The 18600-nt window shown below is 68.1% G+C and carries 16 protein-coding genes; 10 read left to right on the plus strand and 6 right to left on the minus strand.

Going from position 1 to position 18600, the window contains the following annotated elements:
* Position 1: 1 nt before the first annotated feature.
* A complete protein-coding gene (locus tag IB278_RS15540; RefSeq protein ID WP_145744445.1) occupies positions 2-460 on the minus strand; it encodes a (2Fe-2S)-binding protein in 459 nt (152 codons plus the stop codon).
* Positions 461-470: 10 nt separating this feature from the next.
* Positions 471-2651, minus strand: a complete 2181-nt coding sequence (locus IB278_RS15545) for a xanthine dehydrogenase family protein molybdopterin-binding subunit (protein ID WP_192323950.1) — start codon at positions 2649-2651, stop codon at positions 471-473.
* Positions 2652-2816: 165 nt separating this feature from the next.
* Here IB278_RS15545 and IB278_RS15550 point away from each other — a divergent pair, with 165 nt between their 5' ends.
* Both IB278_RS15550 and IB278_RS15555 read left to right on the plus strand, forming a co-directional pair.
* Positions 2817-3509 (plus strand): Crp/Fnr family transcriptional regulator, encoded by a 693-nt coding sequence (locus IB278_RS15550; protein ID WP_192323952.1) that lies wholly within the window; start codon positions 2817-2819, stop codon positions 3507-3509.
* 116 nt (positions 3510-3625) lie between these two features.
* Positions 3626-5416 (plus strand): tannase/feruloyl esterase family alpha/beta hydrolase, encoded by a 1791-nt coding sequence (locus IB278_RS15555; RefSeq protein WP_192323954.1) that lies wholly within the window; start codon positions 3626-3628, stop codon positions 5414-5416.
* 9 nt (positions 5417-5425) lie between these two features.
* Here the strand turns inward: IB278_RS15555 and IB278_RS15560 are convergent, their stop codons facing one another.
* Positions 5426-5971, minus strand: a complete 546-nt coding sequence (locus tag IB278_RS15560; RefSeq protein WP_192323956.1) for a DUF4256 domain-containing protein — start codon at positions 5969-5971, stop codon at positions 5426-5428.
* Between the two features lie 130 nt (positions 5972-6101).
* On the opposite strand from IB278_RS15560, the gene IB278_RS15565 reads away from it, so the two are divergent.
* The 6 genes from IB278_RS15565 to IB278_RS15590 all read left to right on the plus strand — a co-directional run bounded on the left by IB278_RS15565 (position 6102) and on the right by IB278_RS15590 (position 13148).
* The gene (locus tag IB278_RS15565) at positions 6102-6563 is read left to right on the plus strand and encodes a hypothetical protein (protein ID WP_192323958.1); all 462 of its coding nucleotides are present in this window, start codon (positions 6102-6104) and stop codon (positions 6561-6563) included.
* Positions 6564-6677: 114 nt separating this feature from the next.
* Positions 6678-8477, plus strand: coding sequence for an FAD-dependent oxidoreductase (locus tag IB278_RS15570; RefSeq protein ID WP_192323960.1), 1800 nt, complete (start codon positions 6678-6680; stop codon positions 8475-8477).
* A 26-nt stretch (positions 8478-8503) separates the two neighbouring features.
* Complete coding sequence (locus tag IB278_RS15575) at positions 8504-10396, plus strand: 2-oxoacid:acceptor oxidoreductase subunit alpha (protein WP_192324391.1); 1893 nt, start codon at positions 8504-8506, stop codon at positions 10394-10396.
* Positions 10393-11448, plus strand: coding sequence for a 2-oxoacid:ferredoxin oxidoreductase subunit beta (locus IB278_RS15580; RefSeq protein WP_192323962.1), 1056 nt, complete (start codon positions 10393-10395; stop codon positions 11446-11448). The genes IB278_RS15575 and IB278_RS15580 overlap by 4 nt, the downstream gene beginning before the upstream one ends.
* A gap of 45 nt (positions 11449-11493) precedes the next feature.
* A complete protein-coding gene (locus IB278_RS15585) occupies positions 11494-11931 on the plus strand; it encodes a CBS domain-containing protein (RefSeq protein WP_145744464.1) in 438 nt (145 codons plus the stop codon).
* Positions 11932-12047: 116 nt separating this feature from the next.
* Positions 12048-13148 (plus strand): mandelate racemase/muconate lactonizing enzyme family protein, encoded by a 1101-nt coding sequence (locus IB278_RS15590; RefSeq protein WP_192323964.1) that lies wholly within the window; start codon positions 12048-12050, stop codon positions 13146-13148.
* A gap of 57 nt (positions 13149-13205) precedes the next feature.
* On the opposite strand, the gene IB278_RS15595 is transcribed toward IB278_RS15590, so the two are convergent.
* A complete protein-coding gene (locus tag IB278_RS15595; RefSeq protein WP_192323966.1) occupies positions 13206-14123 on the minus strand; it encodes a LysR substrate-binding domain-containing protein in 918 nt (305 codons plus the stop codon).
* A gap of 85 nt (positions 14124-14208) precedes the next feature.
* Here IB278_RS15595 and IB278_RS15600 point away from each other — a divergent pair, with 85 nt between their 5' ends.
* Together IB278_RS15600 and IB278_RS15605 are read left to right on the plus strand one after the other, a co-directional pair.
* Complete coding sequence (locus tag IB278_RS15600) at positions 14209-15303, plus strand: threonine aldolase family protein (RefSeq protein WP_192323968.1); 1095 nt, start codon at positions 14209-14211, stop codon at positions 15301-15303.
* Positions 15304-15411: 108 nt separating this feature from the next.
* Positions 15412-16347: a tripartite tricarboxylate transporter substrate binding protein gene (locus IB278_RS15605; RefSeq protein WP_225612933.1), complete on the plus strand. Its 936-nt coding sequence runs from the start codon at positions 15412-15414 to the stop codon at positions 16345-16347.
* A gap of 276 nt (positions 16348-16623) precedes the next feature.
* On the opposite strand, the gene IB278_RS15610 is transcribed toward IB278_RS15605, so the two are convergent.
* On the minus strand, positions 16624-17331 hold the full coding sequence (locus tag IB278_RS15610; RefSeq protein WP_192323972.1) for an amino acid ABC transporter ATP-binding protein: 708 nt from the start codon (positions 17329-17331) through the stop codon (positions 16624-16626).
* Between the two features lie 13 nt (positions 17332-17344).
* On the minus strand, positions 17345-18595 hold the full coding sequence (locus IB278_RS15615; protein ID WP_192323974.1) for a M20/M25/M40 family metallo-hydrolase: 1251 nt from the start codon (positions 18593-18595) through the stop codon (positions 17345-17347).
* Between the last annotated feature and the right edge of the window lie 5 nt (positions 18596-18600).

Raw genomic sequence — 18600 nt, forward strand, 5'->3', positions numbered from 1 at the left:
GCTAACCCATCATCGCCGCAGCTGCCTTGATCGCTTCGCGGACGCGGCCGTAGGTGCCGCAGCGGCACACGTTCTCGATGGCGTCGATGTCCGCGTCGGTGGGATTGCGGGTGCGTCGCAGCAGGTCGACCGCCGCCATGATCTGGCCCGGTTGGCAGAAGCCGCATTGCGGCACGTCGAGGTTCATCCAGGCCTGCTGCACCGGATGCAGCGTGTTGCCGTTGGCCAGCCCCTCGATGGTTGTCACCTGCCGGCCGCGCACGTCCATCACGCGCGTCGAGCAGGCGGTGACCGCCTTGCCGTCCACGTGGCAGGTGCAGGCCTTGCACACGTTGATGCCGCAGCCGTACTTCGGGCCGGTGATGCCGAGCTTGTCGCGCAGCACCCAGAGCAGGGCCATGTCGTCGGGCGCCTCGACGTCGACGTGGCCGCCGTTCACCTTGAAAGATTGGACAGGCATGGCGGATTCCTCAGGCGGGGACCGGCACGACGACCGGCGTGGGCAGCTTGCCCGGGGGGATGGGGGTGAAATCGACGGGGAAGTTCAGCGGAAAACTTCGCGGCTTCTTGCCGGTGGCGCGCGCATAGGCGTTGGCGATCGCGCCCGAGCTGGCCGACAGGCCCACCTCGCCCAGGCCGCCGATCGCCTCGCCGCTGCTGGGCGGCATGATGATGACCTTCACGTCCTTCGGGTAGTTCTTCATGCGCGCGAAGTGGTACTGCGAGTAGCTGCCCTCCAGCGGCAGGCCGTTCTGGATGTGCAGCCCGGCCGTCAGCACGATGGAGATCGACTCGCACAGGCCGCCCTGCATCTGCGCCTCGATGCCCGAGGGGTTGATGGGGGTGCCGACGTCGATCGCGATGGTGGCGCGGGTCACCTTGAGGTCGGTCGGCACGCGCGCGTCGATCTCGACGATGCAGGCGGTGAAGGACTTCGACTCCTGGTGCACGCCCACGCCCTGTGCAAACCCCGCCGGCATGGCCTTGCCCCATTGCGCCGCCTCGGCCACGGCCTTCAGCACCGCACGTGCGCGCGGCAGGCGCAGGTATTCGAGGCGGAAGGCGACCGGGTCCTTGCGCAGCGCCCTGGCCATCTCGTCGACCAGGATCTCCTCCACCAGGCGCGAGGGCTGGATGTGCACCGAGCGGTAGGAGCAGGTGTTGATGTCCATCGCGACCGGTGTCAGCAGCTTGGTGGTGACGCCGAAGTTGTACGGCGAAGCGACCATGGTCTTGAACATGACCTGCTCGATGGCGAAGTTGCCCACCGTCTGCGGAAAGCCGTTGGGCAGTGCAATGGCCGCGGCGCCCAGCATCTCGCCGAAGCCGTGGCGCGTGTCGAGCCGCACGCCGGCGATGCGCTGCTCGAAAGAGATGACCTGGCCCAGCAGCATCGTGGCGCGCGCCCGATGGAACATCGGCGGGCGCACGCGGCCGTGGCGCATGTCGTCGGTGCGGTGGTACATCAGGCGGCAGGGCCGGCCCAGCGCCTTGGAGACCTGTACCGCTTGCAGCGTCGCGTCCCAGAACAGCCGGCGCCCGAAGGAGCCTCCTGAGGGCACGGCATGCACCTTGACCTTGTCCAGCGGCAGGCCCAGATCGGCTGCCACCGCCTGCTGCGTGACGATCGGACTCTGCAGGCCGGACCAGATCTCGGCGCGGTCGACGCGCACGTCGGCAATGGCACATTCCGTTTCCATCGGGCAGTGCGAGACCGCGGCGAACTCGAATTCCCCCTCGACGGTCAGAGCACCCAGCGGCGGCAGCAGGAAGGGCAGCAGCGCGGATTTGAGCTGCTGCTGGATGCTGGCATTGGACTCGCCGGCGACCGCACCCGCGGTCCAGGTGACGTCGAGCGCATTCACCGCGGCCCAGGCCTGGCCGAAGGTCTCGGCCATCACCGCCACACCGGGCGGCGTGGGCACGATGCCGTTCGTGGCGGGAATCGGCGCGATGCCCAGGACGCCGGGCATGCCCATCACCGCGGTCGTGTTGTTGATGCGCACGAACTGGCCGTTGATGGTGGGCGGCCGGCACACCATGGTCGGCTTGGCGTCAGGCACGGCCTGGTCGAGCGTGAACTTCTTGCGTCCGGTCACGATGTCCAGCGCGTCGAGCCGCGTCACGCGCTGGCCGACCACCGCGTTGGCGGAGCCCGTGGCCAGCCCGCCGATCAGCGGCATGCCCGCATGCAGCGAACGCACGCTCGAGGAGCCTCCGGTGAGCTGGTTGAACATCAGCTCCGGACTGGCGTCGGCGGAGCCGACCTCGATCGCGTTCAGCGGCAGGCCCAGCTTGTCGGCCAGCATCATCGCGGCGGCGGTGGCGATGCCCTGGCCCGATTCGAAGCGCGGCAGCTCCAGCCGGACGCGGCCGTTCGCCAGGTTACTCACCTTGACCAGCGGCATGGTCGGCAGCGCCGTGACCGTCACCGCATCGCCGATGTCGATCAGGTCGGTCGTGTCAGGCGGGGTCATCGGCAGTATCGCGGCCCGCGCCGACGAAGGGGCCGCCAGGCCGCCGAGTCCCGCGGCGGCTGAAATCAGCGGCGCAGAGGCCGCGTATCCCAGCAGGTCGCGCCGGCGCATGCCCGGCGGTTCGTCATGAGATGGCGCAGGCGTGGGGCCCGCGCCGGATTCCGGATGTTCCATCCTTGTCTCCAGTCTTATGGTTGTGTTGTGGCGAACGGTGGCCAATATGTCATGATCGCCGCCGCAAAAATGTCTTTTTGAAGACATTCCTTACGCGCCCCGCAGGCCTCCCCACGCAGGGCCGGCGCGGGCGGAAGAGTGGGCCAGCGAGCCGAGGAAACACGAATGCCGTCGAAGGCCATGGAGACCATGCTCCGCGAGAGCTTGTGGGCGAAGACCCTGGCGGCCGAGGAACTCGACCGCGTGGTGCGCGAGTCGTACGAGCGCGAGGTGCCGGCCGGCGGTTTCGTGATGCGCCGCGGCGAGCCCGCGGATCTCTGGCTCGGCGTCATCGAGGGTCTGGTGAAGATGTCGCTGTCCCTGGCCGATGGCCGCGTTTCCACTTTCACCGGCGTGACTTCGGGTGGCTGGGCCGGCGAAGGCTCGCTGCTGAAGCCCGGCCCGTGGCGCTACGACGGCGTGGCCATGCGTCCGACGCGCGTGGCCTGCGTGCCGCGCCACACCTTCGAACGCCTCGTGTCGACGAACCTCGATTTCGACCGCTTCCTCCTGTCGCACATCAATGCGCGCCTGAGCCTGTTCATCGGCCTCATGGAGTTCGACCGCTTGCTGGGGCCCGACGCGCGCGTTGCACGCTGCCTGGCCAGCCTGTTCGACCCGATCCTCTATCCGCAGGCGAGCAGCTTCATACGCCTGACCCAGGATGAGATCGGGCTCCTGTCCGCGGTCTCGCGCCAGCGCGCCAACCGGGCACTGCATGCGCTCGAGCGCGCAGGCCTGCTGCGGGTGGAGCACGGCGGCGTCGAGGTGATCGAGCTTGAAGGCCTGCGCAGCTACCTGGGTGACGGGAGCGCCTAGCGCGGTCCGGCGGCATCCGGGTTTGTCCTCGTTTTTTTGGTTATGAATCAAAACTACATTGGTTATCTTCAATAACCTTTGTGGCCGACGAAGCGCCGCCGGCCGAGGAGACCAGCATGGATCACATCGTGTCATCGTCCCGGCGGCCGGCATGGGCCGCGGTGGGTGCGGCCGCCTTGCTCGCGGCCTGTGGTGGAGGCGGCGGCGGGAGCGGCTTTGCATTCCTGCCGATCGTTCCGGCCGCACCGGCGGCACCGCCGCCTGCGCCCGCTGCGCCGCCGCCCGCGGCTTCGCCGGAGGCACGACCCGGCACGCTGCAGTCGTGCACCGACCTCGCGAGCAAGGCCGCCTTCAACGGCACGGCCTACACCAGCATCACTTCCGTGGCGGCCGGCACCCTCACGGTGGCCGGCGTGAGCACGCCCACGCCCGCGCACTGCCTGGTGCAGGGAAAGATGAACGAACGCACCAGCAGCGTCGACGGCCGCACCTATGCGATCGGCTTCGAGATGCGCCTGCCGGTCGACTGGAACGGGCGCTTCTTCTACCAGGCCAACGGCGGGCTCGACGGAAGCGTGGTCCCGGCCTCGGGCGGGGTCGGGGGAGGGGCGCCCACGACCACCGCGCTGCACATGGGCTTTGCCGTGATCAGCTCCGATGCGGGCCACTCGGGCGCGCAGAACCCCGTCTTCGGCATCGATCCGCAGGCGCGCCTGGACTACGGCTACAACGCCGTCGCGCAACTCACGCCGATGGCCAAGAACCTGATCGCCAAGGCTTATGGCCGCGGGGCCGACCGCTCCTATTTCGGCGGCTGCTCCAACGGCGGCCGGCATGCGATGGTCGCGGCCGCGCGCTCCGCCAACGAGTACGACGGCATCCTGGCGGGCAATCCCGGCTTCAACCTGCCGAAGGCCGCGGTCGCGCAGCTCTACGGCGTGCAGCAGTACGCCCAGGTGACGACCGCCAACACGCCGGCGGGCAAGCCGGACCTGCAGACGGCCTTCACGCAGGCCGAGATGAACACGGTGGCCGCCGCGGTGCGCTCGAAGTGCGATGCGCTGGACGGCGCAACCGACGGCATCGTCGCGGATGTGCAGGCATGCAAGGCCGCCTTCAAGCTGGCCACCGACGTTCCCACCTGCAGCGGCGCCCGCGACGGCAGCTGCCTCACGGCCGCGCAGAAGACCGTGCTCGACAACATCTTCGGCGGCGCGCGCAACACCGCGGGCGCCGCGCTCTACAGCGGCTTTCCCTACGACGCGGGCATCAACGGCGCCGATTGGCGGCAGTGGGAGTTCTCCAATTCGCAGAACCTGGACACGGCCGCGGTCGGGTTCGTGTTCAGTTCGCCGCCGCTGGGCACGAGCCGCCCCTCAGGCATCGACTTCGCGCTGGGCTTCAGCATGGACGCCGATGCGCCGGGCATCTTCGCGACCACCGCGCTCTACACGGAATCGGCCATGTCCTTCATGACGCCGCCGAACCCGGGCAACCTCGCGGCGCTGCGCGACCGCGGCAGCAAGCTCATGGTCTACCACGGCACCAGCGACGCGGTGTTCTCGTCGGACGACACGACGCGCTGGTATGACGAACTGCGTGCGGCCAATGGCGGCGATGCCTCCGGCTTTGCGCGCTTCTTCCCGGTGCCCGGCATGAACCATTGCGGACGAGGCCCGGCCACGGACCAGTTCGACATGCTGACGCCGCTGGTGGCCTGGGTGGAAAAGGGCAAGGCGCCTGATTCCGTGGTGGCCACCGCGCGCGGCGCCGGCGCCAACGTGGTCAACACGGAACTGCCCGCCGGCTGGTCGGCCGCCCGCACGCGGCCCCTGTGCCCGTATCCGAAGGTGGCGAGCTATGTGGGCGGCGATCTGGAGTCGGCGGCCAGCTTCGCCTGCAAGTAGGGCGCGGGCTCACGCCCGGAGTGCCGCGCGGAAGCCCCTGGCCGCGTAGTACGACTGCGCGCCGTTGTGATAGACGAACACGCGGCCGTAGCGGCGATCGCCGAAGAGGGCGCCGCCGAGCGCCCGGAGGTCGGGAGGGGTCGCGATCCAGCTCGAGGTCTTGAGGTCGAACTCGCCGAGCGCCTGCAGTTGCCGATACTGTTCCTCGGTCAGCAGGTCGATGCCCATGGCGGCGGCCATCTCGACCGCGCTGTCCTGCGGCTTGTGTTTCTTGCGGGCGTCGAGCGCTTCGCGGTCGTAGCAGACGCTCCTGCGGCCGATGGGGGTCTCCGCGGCGCAGTCGCAGAAGACGTAATGGCCGGTTGCCGGGTCCTGGCCGATGACGTCGGGCTCTCCGCCCGTGGCTTCCATTTCGCGCAGCGAGCGCAGTGCGCGGGGGCTGGCTTCGAGCCGGCTGCGCACGTCGGCCCAGGCGATGGCCTTGTGCCGGTGCATGTTCTTCTCGAAGCGGGTCTTCAGTGCCTGGAGCAGCGCTTCCCGTTCTTGCGCCTTCATGGTTCTCGAGTGCGTTGGGCTTGGTTGCAGGTCTGCCTTGCGCGTGACAGTTTGCCAGATGACATGCGCGGCCCGCGGGATTATGCTTTTTGCCCCGCGCAGGAAATGGCTCGCCGATGGAGGTCCCGTCATGACCAGTCCAGCCCGTTCGTTGCTTCGTGCTCCGGCGCCGGGGGAAGAGATCGTTCTTCCGGCCAGGATGGTGGGCGAGGGGTTCCAGATTGCCGCCCGCTCGCAGAAGACCTACGTGGCTACCGGCGCGCCCGTGGTCTTCTTCGACGTCCTGTCCGAAGACGGCGAGCGCATCGGCATTGCCAATGCGATCCTCGAACCGCGTTCCGATGCCGTGGCGGGCATCGGGCATGTCTGCGTGACGCTGAGCGAGGCGCATGCCTCCGTGGAACTGCTGACGCAGGTCGCCGATGTCCTGGTCGACTACGCCTTCGATTCGGGCCTGCGCGAAGTCATGATCGTCGTGCCGCAATCGCACGCCGATTCGGTCGAGGCGTGCTGCAGGCTCGACCCGGTCTCGTCCGGTGCGACGCACCTCGGACACGGGGTCGAGGGGCAGGTCTACATGTATCGCCGGTAGCGGGGCACCTGCGGGATTCCACCAAGGCCCGGCGGCGGCCGGCGCGGCGCATACTTGCCGCAGCGCCGCTCGCCGGCCCCTCCGGGGTTCCGGGCGACTGTCAGGAGGCACGCCTTGCAGCGAACCGACATTGCCAACCCGGCCTATTTCCACAAGGTCGTCGATTGCCAGTACGCCTGCCCGGCGCACACCCCCGTCCCCGAATACATCCGCATGATCGCGCAGCGCCGCTACAGCGACGCCTACATGGTCAACTGGGTCTCCAACGTGTTTCCCGGCATCCTGGGGCGCACCTGCGACCGGCCCTGCGAGCCGGCCTGCCGTCGCGGGCGGGTGGAAGAAAGCAATGCGAAGGATCCCGAGCCGGTGGCGATCTGCCGGCTCAAGCGCGTGGCGGCCGACATGAAGGAGGACGTGCGTGCGCGCATGCCCAAGCCGGCGCCGAAGAACGGCAAGCGTGTCGCCTGTATAGGCGCAGGGCCGGCCTCGCTCACCGTCGCGCGCGACCTCGCGCCGCTGGGCTACGAGGTGACGGTGTTCGACGAGGACGCCAAGGCCGGCGGCTTCATCCGCACGCAGATCCCGCGTTTTCGGCTGCCCGAGTCGGTGATCGACGAGGAGACCGGCTACATCCTGGACCTGGGCGTCGAGTTCCGCGGCGGCGAGCGCATCGGATCGATGAAGGCGCTGATGGCCGAGGAGTGGGACGCGATCTTCGTCGGCTGCGGCGCGCCGCGCGGGCGCGACCTGGACATTCCCGGGCGCCGGGAAGCGGCGGCCGGCATCCACATCGGCATCGACTGGCTCAATTCCGTGTCCTTCGGGCATGTGAGCCGCATCGGCCGGCGCGTGATCGTGCTGGGCGGCGGCAACACGGCCATGGACTGCTGCCGCTCGGCCCGGCGCCTGGGCGGCAGCGACGTGAAGGTGATCGTGCGCAGCGGCTTCGACGAGATGAAGGCCTCGCCCTGGGAGAAGGAAGACGCGCAGCACGAAGGCATTCCGATCATCGACTTCCACGTGCCCAAGGCCTTCGTGCACGACGAGGGCCGGCTGCAGGGCATGACCTTCGAGCGGGTCCGCGCCGAGTACGACGCGCAGGGCCGCCGAAAGCTGGTGCCCACCGGCGAGCCCGATGCCTGGTTCGAATGCGACGAGGTGCTGGTGGCGGTGGGCCAGGAGAACGCCTTCCCGTGGATCGAGCGCGATTGCGGCATCGCCTTCGACAGCTCGGGCCTGCCCGCGCTCGACAAGAACACCTTCCAGTCGACGGTGCCCCATGTGTTCTTCGGCGGCGATGCGGCCTTCGGCCCGAAGAACATCATCACGGCCGTGGCCCACGGCCATGAGGCGGCGGTGTCGATCGACAAGTTGCTGCGCGCCGAGCCGGTGTACGTGCGCCCGGCGCCGATGACCAATCTGATCTCGCAGAAGATGGGCATCCACGAGTGGAGCTACGACAACGACACCTCCAACGACCTGCGCTACAAGGTGCCGTGGGCCAAGGCCGAGGCGGCGCTGGCCAGCATCCGGGTGGAGGTGGAGCTGGGCTTCGACGCCGCCACCGCCTTCAAGGAGGCCGAGCGCTGCCTGAACTGCGACGTGCAGACGGTGTTCACCGAATCCGCGTGCATCGAATGCGATGCCTGCGTGGACATCTGTCCGATGGACTGCATCAGCTTCACCACCGACGGCGACGAGGCGGATCTGCGCCAGCGGCTCAAGGCGCCGGCGCTCAACCTGGCGCAGGACCTGTACGTGTCGGGCGGGCTCAAGACGGGCCGCGTGATGGTCAAGGACGAAGACGTCTGCCTGCACTGTGGCCTGTGCGCCGAGCGCTGCCCCACGGGCGCGTGGGACATGCAGAAGTTCCTGCTGAAGATGGCGACGGCGGGGCAGGAGGTGGCCCGATGAGCGCCGTCCGGCCGCCCGACGGGGCGATGGCGCCCCCGGAAGGCGGCAAGGCACACGGGACGACGGGCGCAGGGGTCGCCCCCATCGAGGCGGTCAACGACTTCGTCATCAAGTTCGCCAACGTCAACGGTTCGGGATCGGCCTCGGCCAACGAACTGTTCGCCAAGGCCATCCTGCGCATGGGCGTGCCGGTGAGCCCGCGCAACATCTTCCCGAGCAACATCCAGGGCCTGCCGACCTGGTACGAGGTGCGCGTGACCGAAGAGGGCCATCTGGGGCGGCGCGGCGGCACCGACATGATGGTGGCGATGAACCCGCAGACCTGGGACGCCGACCTGGCCGAGCTGGAGCCCGGCGGCTATCTCTTCTACGACAGCACGCGGCCGCTGCCGCCGTCGAAATTCCGCAGCGACATCCGCGTGATCGGCATGCCGCTGACCGAGATCTGCAACGCCGTCTACCAGGACCCGCGCCAGCGCCAGCTGTTCAAGAACATCGTCTACGTGGGCGCCCTGGCGATCCTGCTCGGCATCGAGCCGGAAGTGGTCGAGAAGCTGTTCGGCGAACAGTACAAGGGCAAGGAAAAACTCCTGGCCTCCAATGTGCAGGCGCTGCACCTGGGCTGCGACTTCGCGCGCGAGAACCTGCGCGAACCCCTGGGGCTCCAGGTGCGCCGCGCCGATCGGGTGGGCGACCGCATCTTCGTGGACGGCAACAGCGCCGCAGCGCTGGGCTGCGTGTATGGCGGCGCCACGGTCGCGGCCTGGTATCCGATCACGCCGTCGTCCTCGGTGGCCGAGGCCTTCCAGAAGTACTGCACCAAGTTCCGCGTCGACCCGGCCACCGGCCAGCAGCGCTTCGCCATCGTGCAGGCGGAGGACGAACTCGCCTCCATCGGCATGGTGGTCGGCGCCGGCTGGAACGGCGCGCGGGCCTTCACGGCCACCTCGGGGCCCGGCATCTCGCTGATGGCCGAGTTCATCGGCCTGGCCTACTTCGCCGAGATTCCGGTCACCATCATCGACGTGCAGCGCGGCGGCCCTTCCACCGGCATGCCGACGCGCACGCAGCAGGCCGACATCCTGGCCTGCGCCTACGCCTCGCACGGCGACACCAGGCACGTGCTGCTGTTTCCCGAGGATCCGCACGAGTGCTTCGAGCATGCGGCGGCGGCGCTGGACCTGGCCGACCGGCTGCAGACGCCGGTGTTCCTGATGACGGACCTGGACATCGGCATGAACCAGCGCCTGTGTGCACCCTTCACCTGGGACGACAGCAAGGCCTACGACCGCGGCAAGGTCATGAGCGCCGAGGAGCTCGAGGCCGGCCGCGACTTCGGCCGCTACAAGGACGTGGACGGCGACGGCATTCCCTGGCGCACGCTGCCGGGCACGCACCCGACCAAGGGCAGCTACTTCACCCGCGGCACCACGCGCGACGCCTATGCCCGGTATTCGGAGCGCGGGCCGGACTACATCTACAACATGGAGCGGCTGCTGAAGAAGTTCGCGACCGCGGCCACGCTGGTGCCGCAGCCCGTGCTGCGCCCCGCCGCCGGGAAGACCGAACTGGGCGTGATCTATTTCGGTTCGACCAGCCCGTCGATGCACGAGGCGCTGCAGGCGCTGGAAGCGCGCGGCATCCACCTCGACGCGCTGCGGCTGCGCGCCTTTCCCTTCCCGGACAGCGTGGTGCAGTTCCTGGCGCAGCACCGGCAGGTGTTCGTGGTCGAGCAGAACCGCGATGCGCAGATGCGCAGCCTGCTGGTCAACGAGCTGGACATCGATCCCGCCCGGCTGGTGCGGGTGCTGCACTTCGATGGCACGCCCATCACGGCGCGCTTCATCGTCCAGGCCATCAGCGCGCATGTGCGGAAGACGCAAGCCGCCGGCGCCGCCGGCACGAAGGAAGCTGCATGACCTACCTCGCCAAGCCCCGGCTGCACCATCCGACGCTGGCCACCAACAAGGTCGGCTATACGCGGCGCGACTACGAGGGCAAGATCTCCACGCTGTGCGCCGGCTGCGGCCACGACTCGATCTCCGCCGCCATCATCGAGGCCTGCTGGGAGCTGGACATCGAGCCGCACCGCGTGGCCAAGCTCTCGGGCATCGGCTGCAGCTCCAAGACGCCGGACTACTTCCTGGGCGCGTCGCACGGCTTCAACACGGTGCATGGCCGCATGCCCAGCGTGCTGACCGGCGCCAACCTGGCCAACCGCGACCTGCTGTACCTGGGCGTTTCGGGCGACGGCGATTCGGCGTCCATCGGCCTGGGCCAGTTCGCCCACGCCATGCGGCGCGGCGTGCGCATGGCCTACATCGTGGAGAACAACGGCGTCTACGGCCTGACCAAGGGACAGTTCTCGGCCACGGCCGACCAGGGCTCCAAGAGCAAGAAGGGCCTGGTCAACAGCGACAGCCCGGTGGACCTGGTGGCCATGGCGCTGCAGCTGGGCGCCAGCTACGTGGGGCGGGGCTTCTCGGGCAACAAGGCGCAGCTGGTGCCGCTGATCAAGGGAGCGATCAGCCACGGCGGCGCCGCCTTCATCGACGTGATCAGTCCCTGCGTCGCCTTCAACAACCACCCGGGCAGCACCAAGAGCTACGACTACGTGCGCGAGCACAACGAGGCGGTGAGCCGCATCGACTTCATCAGCGGGCGGGAAGAGATCACTGTCGACATGGGGCCGGGCGAAGTGGTGGACGTGCGCCAGCACGACGGCACGCTGCTGCGCCTGCGCAGCCTGCATCCCGACTACAACCCCGGAGACCGTTATGCCGCCATGGCCTACATGCAGCGGCACCAGGAGAGGGGCGAGGTGGTGACCGGCCTGCTCTACGTCGATCCGCTGGCCAGCGACCTTCACACCGCGCTCAACACCAGCGACCGGCCGCTCAACGCGCTGGGCCCGGCCGAACTGTGCCCCGGCGCCGAGGCGCTCGCGCGGCTCAACGCCTCCTTGCGCTGAGCGGCGTCCGGCGGCACCATTACGTTCCTTTCCGGAGGGCGCACCATGGCCGAGCGCACCGTTTTCCAATCCATCTCGCGCAAGCACGTGATCAGCCTGGGTCCGCAGGCCAGTGCGCGCGACGCCGCATGCGCGATGACGCGCGCCAACTGCGGCAGCGTGCTCGTCATGGAACTGCCCGACATGCTGCTGGGCATCCTGACCGAGCGCGACCTGATGACCCGCGTGCTGGCCCGAGGGCTCGATCCCGACCGCACGGCGGTGCGCGAGGTCATGACGCCCAACCCGATCTGCGTGCCGCCCGAAACGCCGGTGTCCGACGCCGTGGTGCTGATGCTCGAACGCGGCTTCCGCCACCTGCCGTTGACGTCGGGCGCGAAGATCCTTGGCGTGTTCTCGATACGTGACGCGCTGCCGCGGGAGCTCGGCACGGCGGTCAGCCTGACGGAGTTCCGCGAGCAGGTGAACGACGCGCTGGGATAGGGCGCAGCGCGAGGAACCTGCGCGGCTCGAGCACTCGACAACACGGTGCGGGGTAAGCACTTGTCCGGCGCTACCATCGCTTCGCGGTCTCGAGCGGCAGCTTCAAGGAAAGGTCCATGCGTTCCATCGCGAAAATCACGAGCCAGCTCTTCAAGGTTCCCCTGACTGAAGTCCTGACGGACGCCAAGCACGGCGCACACACCCATTTCGAATTGGTGACCGCGACCGTGGTGCTTTCGGATGGCAGCCGGGGCACGGGCTACACCTACACCGGTGGCAAGGGAGGGCATGCGATCAAGGCCATGATCGACCATGACCTGGCGCCTGCGATGATCGGCATGGATGCGGCGGATGTCGAGGGCGTCCACGATTTCAGCGAATGGCATGTGCACTATGTCGGCCGCGGCGGCATCGCGTCGTTTGCGATCTCCGCGATCGACATCGCGCTCTGGGACATCCGCGGCAAGGCGGCAGGCCAGCCGCTCTGGCAGCTGGCGGGCGGCGCTGCGAACACCTGCGATGCCTACTGCGGTGGCATCGACCTGGCGTTCCCGCTCGCGAAGCTGCTGGACAACGTGCGTGGCTATCTCGCCAAGGGTGCGGGCGGCGTCAAGATCAAGATCGGCCGCCAGGATCTCGAGGAAGACATCGAGCGCATCCGGGCGGTGCGGCAGCTGATCGGTGACGGCATGGCCTTGATGGTGGACGCCAACTACGCGATGAGCGTGGATCAGGCCATCGCTGCGGCCAAGCGCTTCAAGCCCTTCAATGTCCTGTGGTTCGAGGAGCCGACCATTCCGGACGACTACCAGGGCTATGCGCGCATCGCCGCCGCCACCGGCGTGCCATTGGCAATGGGTGAGAACCTGCACACGATCCATGAATTCGAGCATGCGTTCGAGCAGGCGCGACTGTCCTTCATCCAGCCGGACGCCTCCAACTGCGGCGGCATCACGGGCTGGCTGAAGGTGGCCGAGCGCTCCCGCCGATACGGGATCCCGGTGTGCTCGCATGGCATGCAGGAGCTGCATGTGAGCTTGCTGGCGGCGCAGCCGAACGCGGGCTGGCTGGAGATTCACAGCTTCCCGATCGACGAGTACACGATGCGCCCGCTGGTTCTCGAAAACCGTCGCGCAGTTGCACCGGACGAGCCGGGAATCGGCGTGAGCTTTGACTGGGCGAAACTTGCGCCGTACCTGGTCGATGCGTCCCGCTAGCGGGCCCGTGTTTGCTTGACCCGGCGCCTGCGGCGCGGCCGCGTACGGGCGCCACCCTCAGTGGCAGTACGGGCGAATGTGATCCAGTTCGGATTCGATGACGCCGCGCACGACGTCCTTGAAGGCTGACACGAGCCGGGAATGAGGCGCATCGGGCGCGAGCAGGAGCGCAAGGCGCACCCTGATGGCAGGCTTGAAGGCCCGCACCTCGAAATCGAGATTGCGCTGCTCATCGAGCGCTGCCAGCGGATTGATCACGCTCACGCCCAGGCCTGCAGCGACCAGCGAGCAGACGGAGGCGCCCAGGTCGGACTCCAGCACCGTTCGGGTCTTGACGCCTGCGGCGGCCAATACCTGGTCGATGCGTGCTCTCGGGCCGCTGCCCAACGGGAACGAGATGAACGCCTCGCCGTCCAGGTCCGTTGCACGAACCTGCCTGGCCCGCGCCAGATGATGTTCCCTGGGAAGCAGGGCAACGCAATCCATGCCCAGCAGCGTTTCGACACGGATGCCGGGCGGATCATCGCCATAGAGGATGGCGAGGCCCAGGTCGCACAAGCCCGAGCTCACCCATGTGTCGACGGTCGTGGCCGCACCGGAGTGAATCGTGACGAGCGTCTCGGGGTGGTCGCGCTTGAACCGGACGACCGCCTGGCTGAGGACGCCTCCGGCAATTCGCGCCATGGCGGCCACCGCCAGGCGGTCGCCGCCGAAAGTCCGGATGTTGGATGCCGCGGACTCCAGGCCCTGCAGCCCGGCGAATGCCTTCTCGACTTCCTGGAAGAAGCGTTTTCCTTCGAGTGAAGGCGCCAGACGCGTGCCGCTGCGTTCGAAAAGCGCAAATCCGATGATCGCCTCCAACTGCGAAACGAGGCGGCTCACCTGGGGCTGCGAGGTGTGAAGCCGCCGCGAGGCTTCGGTCATCGACCCCGTCTGCACGACCACCCGGAAGGCCTCGATGTGCTTCAAGGTCATGCGTCGGCTGCTCATATCAATATTGTATGGCTCACTGTTGAGTACGCATTTGCAGTATCGAATGCCCGGAAGAATACTTGCGTCCATGCCCGACAAGATCCTGCACGTTGCCGACGCCGGGCCACCGCGCAGTCCATGCGCGGTGGCCCGCGTGGTGGACCTGCGCAGCGACACCGTGACGCTGCCGACCCCGTCGATGTACGACCGCATGCAAACCGCCGCACTGGGGGACGACGGCCTGGACGGCGATCCGACCGTGCGCGCGCTCGAGGCGCTGGCGGCCCGAACACTGGGCAAGGAGTCCGGCCTGTACGTGCCGACCGCCACGATGGGCAACCTCCTGGCCGTGCTGTCGCAGGCGGAACGCCGGTCGCAGGTCGTGCTCGAGGAGTCCGCACACATGTTCGTCTCCGAGCGCGGCGGCGCCGTGTTCAGCGGCGTGACCTACACCGGCATTCCGGGCGTGGCTGGCGCGATGGACCTCGAGAGCCTGGCGCTGGCGCTGAAGCCGTCCCGCGAATTGCGCACGGATCTGGTCTGCATGGAAACCACGCACGGCAACGCGGGAGGAGCGGTGCTGCCGCTGGACCACATGCGGGCGGTCTGGAAGGCATCCAGTGGCGCCGGCGTGCGCGTCCACCTCGATGGCGCCCGGCTCTTCAACGCCGCCGTGGCGCTGAACGCCGATCCGGCCGCGATCGCGTGCTACGCCGACACGGTGACCCTCTGCCTTTCGAAGGGCCTGAGCGCGCCTGCAGGCGCGGTGCTCGCCGGACCGTCCGCCACCATGGCCAGCGCCAGACGGTTGCGCAAGATGCTCGGGGGCACGCAGCGCCAGATCGGCGTGGTTGCCGCAGCGGGACTGGACGCCCTGGAAACCATGCCCGGACGGCTCGCCCAGGACCATGCTTCGGCGTCGCGCCTGAGCGAGGCATTGCGGGCTGTGCTGCCTGGCGCCGTCGGCATCAGCACGCCGCCCACCAACATCGTCTTCGTCGACCTGCCCGAGGCCGCACCCGACAGCCTCGCCTGGGCGGAGGCACTCAAGGAATGCGGTGTCCTGGTTCGCCCGTGGGGTCCGCGCAGGATCCGGCTCGTGACGCACCGCCACATCGGCGCGGCCTGCGTGGATGCCGCCGCCGCCGGGTTCCGGCGTGTCGCGCAATCGCTGCCTGCTTGAACGCGTTCTCGCAGGAACGCGCCTCCCTTCGGACCCATCGAGTACCTACCAGGAGCCTTGACCATGCCTTCCATCTGCCGCCGGGATTTCGTCGCCTCTGCCTTCCTGATGGCCGCCGGCCTGGGGAGCGGCCGCGCATTCGCCGGCAGTTTTCCCAGCCGTCCCATTCGCCTGATCGTGCCGTACGGGCCCGGAGGCGGTTCCGATTTTGTCGCGCGCCTGATTGCCCAGAAGCTGACCGAAACGGCGGGGTGGAACGTCGTCGTGGACAACAAGGCCGGGGCCTCGGGGCTGATCGGCACCGATGCCGCGGCCAAGAGCGCCGCGGACGGCTACACGTTGTTCCTTGCGGACGCCGCACACGCCACCAATGCCGCAGTGCAGCCCAAGATGCCTTTTGATCCGATCCGGGACTTCTCGCCACTCACGCTCGTGGGCTCTTCGCCGCAGCTGCTGGTGGCGCATCCGTCCCTTCCGGCCAACTCCCTGCGAGAACTGCTGGCGCTGCCGCGTGCCCGAGTACGCGAATACGGCGTAGGAACCCCGGGGCAGGGGTCCGTTCCGCACCTGCTGTACGAGACGCTCAAGCGCAAGACGGGCATGGAGCTGGTGCACGTACCCTACAAGGGCGGCAGCGCCGCCTTGACCGATGCGGTGGGCGGACAGGTGGCCATGGTGATCAATTCCGTGCCGGCCTGCATGCCGCACATCGAAGCGAAGCGGCTCAAGGTCCTTGCCATCGCCAGCGCGACGCGGCATCCGAAGTTGCCGGACGTGCAGACCTTCTCCGAAAGCGTCCCGGGCATGGTCGGAAGCGCCTGGTATGGCGTGATGGCGCCTGCCAGGATGCCCGCAGATCTGCTGCAGCAGCTGAACGCAGCCATCAACAAGGTGCTGGACCTGCCCGATGTCAAGGCCAGGCTGGAAGGCTCTTTCGTGGATCCCATGCCGCGCGGGCCGCAGGCGTTTTCCAACTACCTGAATGAAGAAATCGCGCGCTGGAAATCGGTCGTGAAAGAGACGGGGGTCACGATCAACAGCTGAGACTTTCCCGGTCCCGCATTGCCGAAATCGAAGAATATGGAGGGCAGGTCGAGGTCTGTGGACTTCGCCGCAATGTTTCGTCTACGGTTGTCGTTTGCCTTTGCGGTGCTTGTGGCGCTGGTGTGTTGCCAGGCTGCTGGCGCTGTGCGTGTCGACTTCCGTGTCCGCGCAGACGGCCTCGAGCGCAAGTTGCGCTTCCACCGGCGAACGCGAGATCGCGGGGTTGTTCAAGGACGCTGCCGACACAAGCATGACCCAGTTGGCCGCGGCCGGCCGTCAGTGCTGAAGAATCTTGGAAAGAAACTGCCGGGCCCGGTCGGAGCGTGCGGACGGGTTGCCGAAGAACTCGTCCTTGCTGCAGTCCTCCACGATGCGGCCCTGGTCCATGAAGAGGACGCGATGGGCGACCTTGCGCGCGAAGCCCATCTCGTGCGTGACGCACATCATCGTCATGCCTTCGCGGGCCAGTTCCACCATCACGTCCAGCACCTCGTTGACCATCTCCGGGTCGAGCGCCGAAGTGGGCTCGTCGAACAGCATCGCGATGGCCACGCGCTGCTGCTGACCGCCCGACAGCTGACTGGGAAACTTGTGCGCATGGGTGCGCATTCCCACGCGCTGCAGCAGGCGCATGGCGGTGTCGTGTGCCTCGTCGGCGGAGCGCTTGAGCACCTTGCGCTGCGCGATCGCGAGGTTCTCCTCGATCGACAGGTGCGGGAACAGGTCGAAATGCTGGAACACCATGCCCACCCGTGCGCGCAGCTGGTTGATGTTGATCTTCGGATCGCCCACCGACACGCCGTCGACCAGGATGCGACCCTGCTGAAAGGGTTCCAGCGCGTTGACGCACTTGATGAGCGTGGACTTGCCCGAGCCCGAGGGCCCGCAGACGACCACGACCTCGCCCTTGCGCACGTTCGTGCTGCAGTCAGTGAGCACCTGGAACGCGCCATACCACTTGCTGACTTGCTGGATCTCGATCATTTGCTTTCCGCCTTCAGCGTTGCAGGAGTTGGAGGAGGGTGTTCGCGATGACCTGGGTCGCCTGGCGCAGCTCGGCGAGCGGCACGCGCTCGTCGGCACGGTGGCCGTTGGCTTCGAGCAGGGACTCGGGGCCGGCCCCGTACATCACGGTGGCAATGCCGGCCTCGCTGTACAGGCGCGCATCGGTGTAGAGCGGCACGCCGATCGGCGTGACCGGCTTGCCCATCACCTCGCCGGCCTCGCAGCACAGCAGCTCGGACAGCGCCTTCGCGCCCGGTGCCGGCACGAACGGCCGCGCGAGGAGGATGCGACGGATCTCCACCGTGATGCCAGGCAGCGCGCGGCAGGCGCCCTCGATCACGCTGTGCAGCTCGGCCTCGACCGCCTCGGGCGATTCCTCGGGCACGATGCGGCGGTCGATGCGCAGGCTGAGCCGGTCGGCCACCACATTGGTGTTGATGCCGCCTTCGATCAGGCCCACCACCAGCGTGGGATGGCTGATGCCGGGCGTCTGCGAGGGACGGTCTGCGAGTCCGTCGCGGTAGCGGTAGAGGGCGGGCAGCAGCGTGGCCGCGGCCTCGATGGCATCGTGGCCGGTGTCGGGCCGCGCGGCGTGCGCGGACTTGCCGCGCAGCGTCACCTCCAGGTGGAGGCAGCCGTTGTGGGCCACCACCACGTGGTGCGAGAAGGCGGCGGACAGCACGTAGTCCGGACGGCTGAGCCCCTGCGAGAGGATCCAGCCCGGTCCGGCCATGCCGCCGGTTTCCTCGTCGTAGGTCAGGTGCAGTTCGATGCTGCCGTTCAGCGGCGCGCCCGATGCTGCGGCCTGCTTGAGCGCGCGCATGGCAAAGGCATAGGTGGTGAAGTCCGATTTGGAGACGGCCGCGCCGCGGCCGTACATCCAGCCGTCGCGCACCTCGCCGCCGTAGGGGTCGCTGCTCCAGCCTTCGCCGGGGGGCACCACGTCGCCATGGGCGTTGAGCGCGATCACCGGCCCGCCCTCGCCGAAGCGTTCGCGCACGATGAGGTTGACCACGCTCTGCATGCCATGGGCGGCGGCGAACTCGGCGGGCACCGGATGGCGCTCGACCTCGAAGTCAATTGCCTCGAGCAGGGTGGCGGTGAGTTCGGCATGCGGCGCGCAGTCGCCCGGCGGGTTGTCCGAGGGGCACTGCACGAGGCGGGCCAGCATCTGCACCTGCTCGTCGAAGTGCGTGTCGATGAATTGGCGCAGCAGCGCCCGGGTGTCGGCGTGGTCGTTCATGGAGC

This window comes from Variovorax sp. VRV01 (genome assembly GCF_014852545.1).
Classification (GTDB): Bacteria; Pseudomonadota; Gammaproteobacteria; order Burkholderiales; family Burkholderiaceae_C; genus Variovorax; species Variovorax beijingensis_A.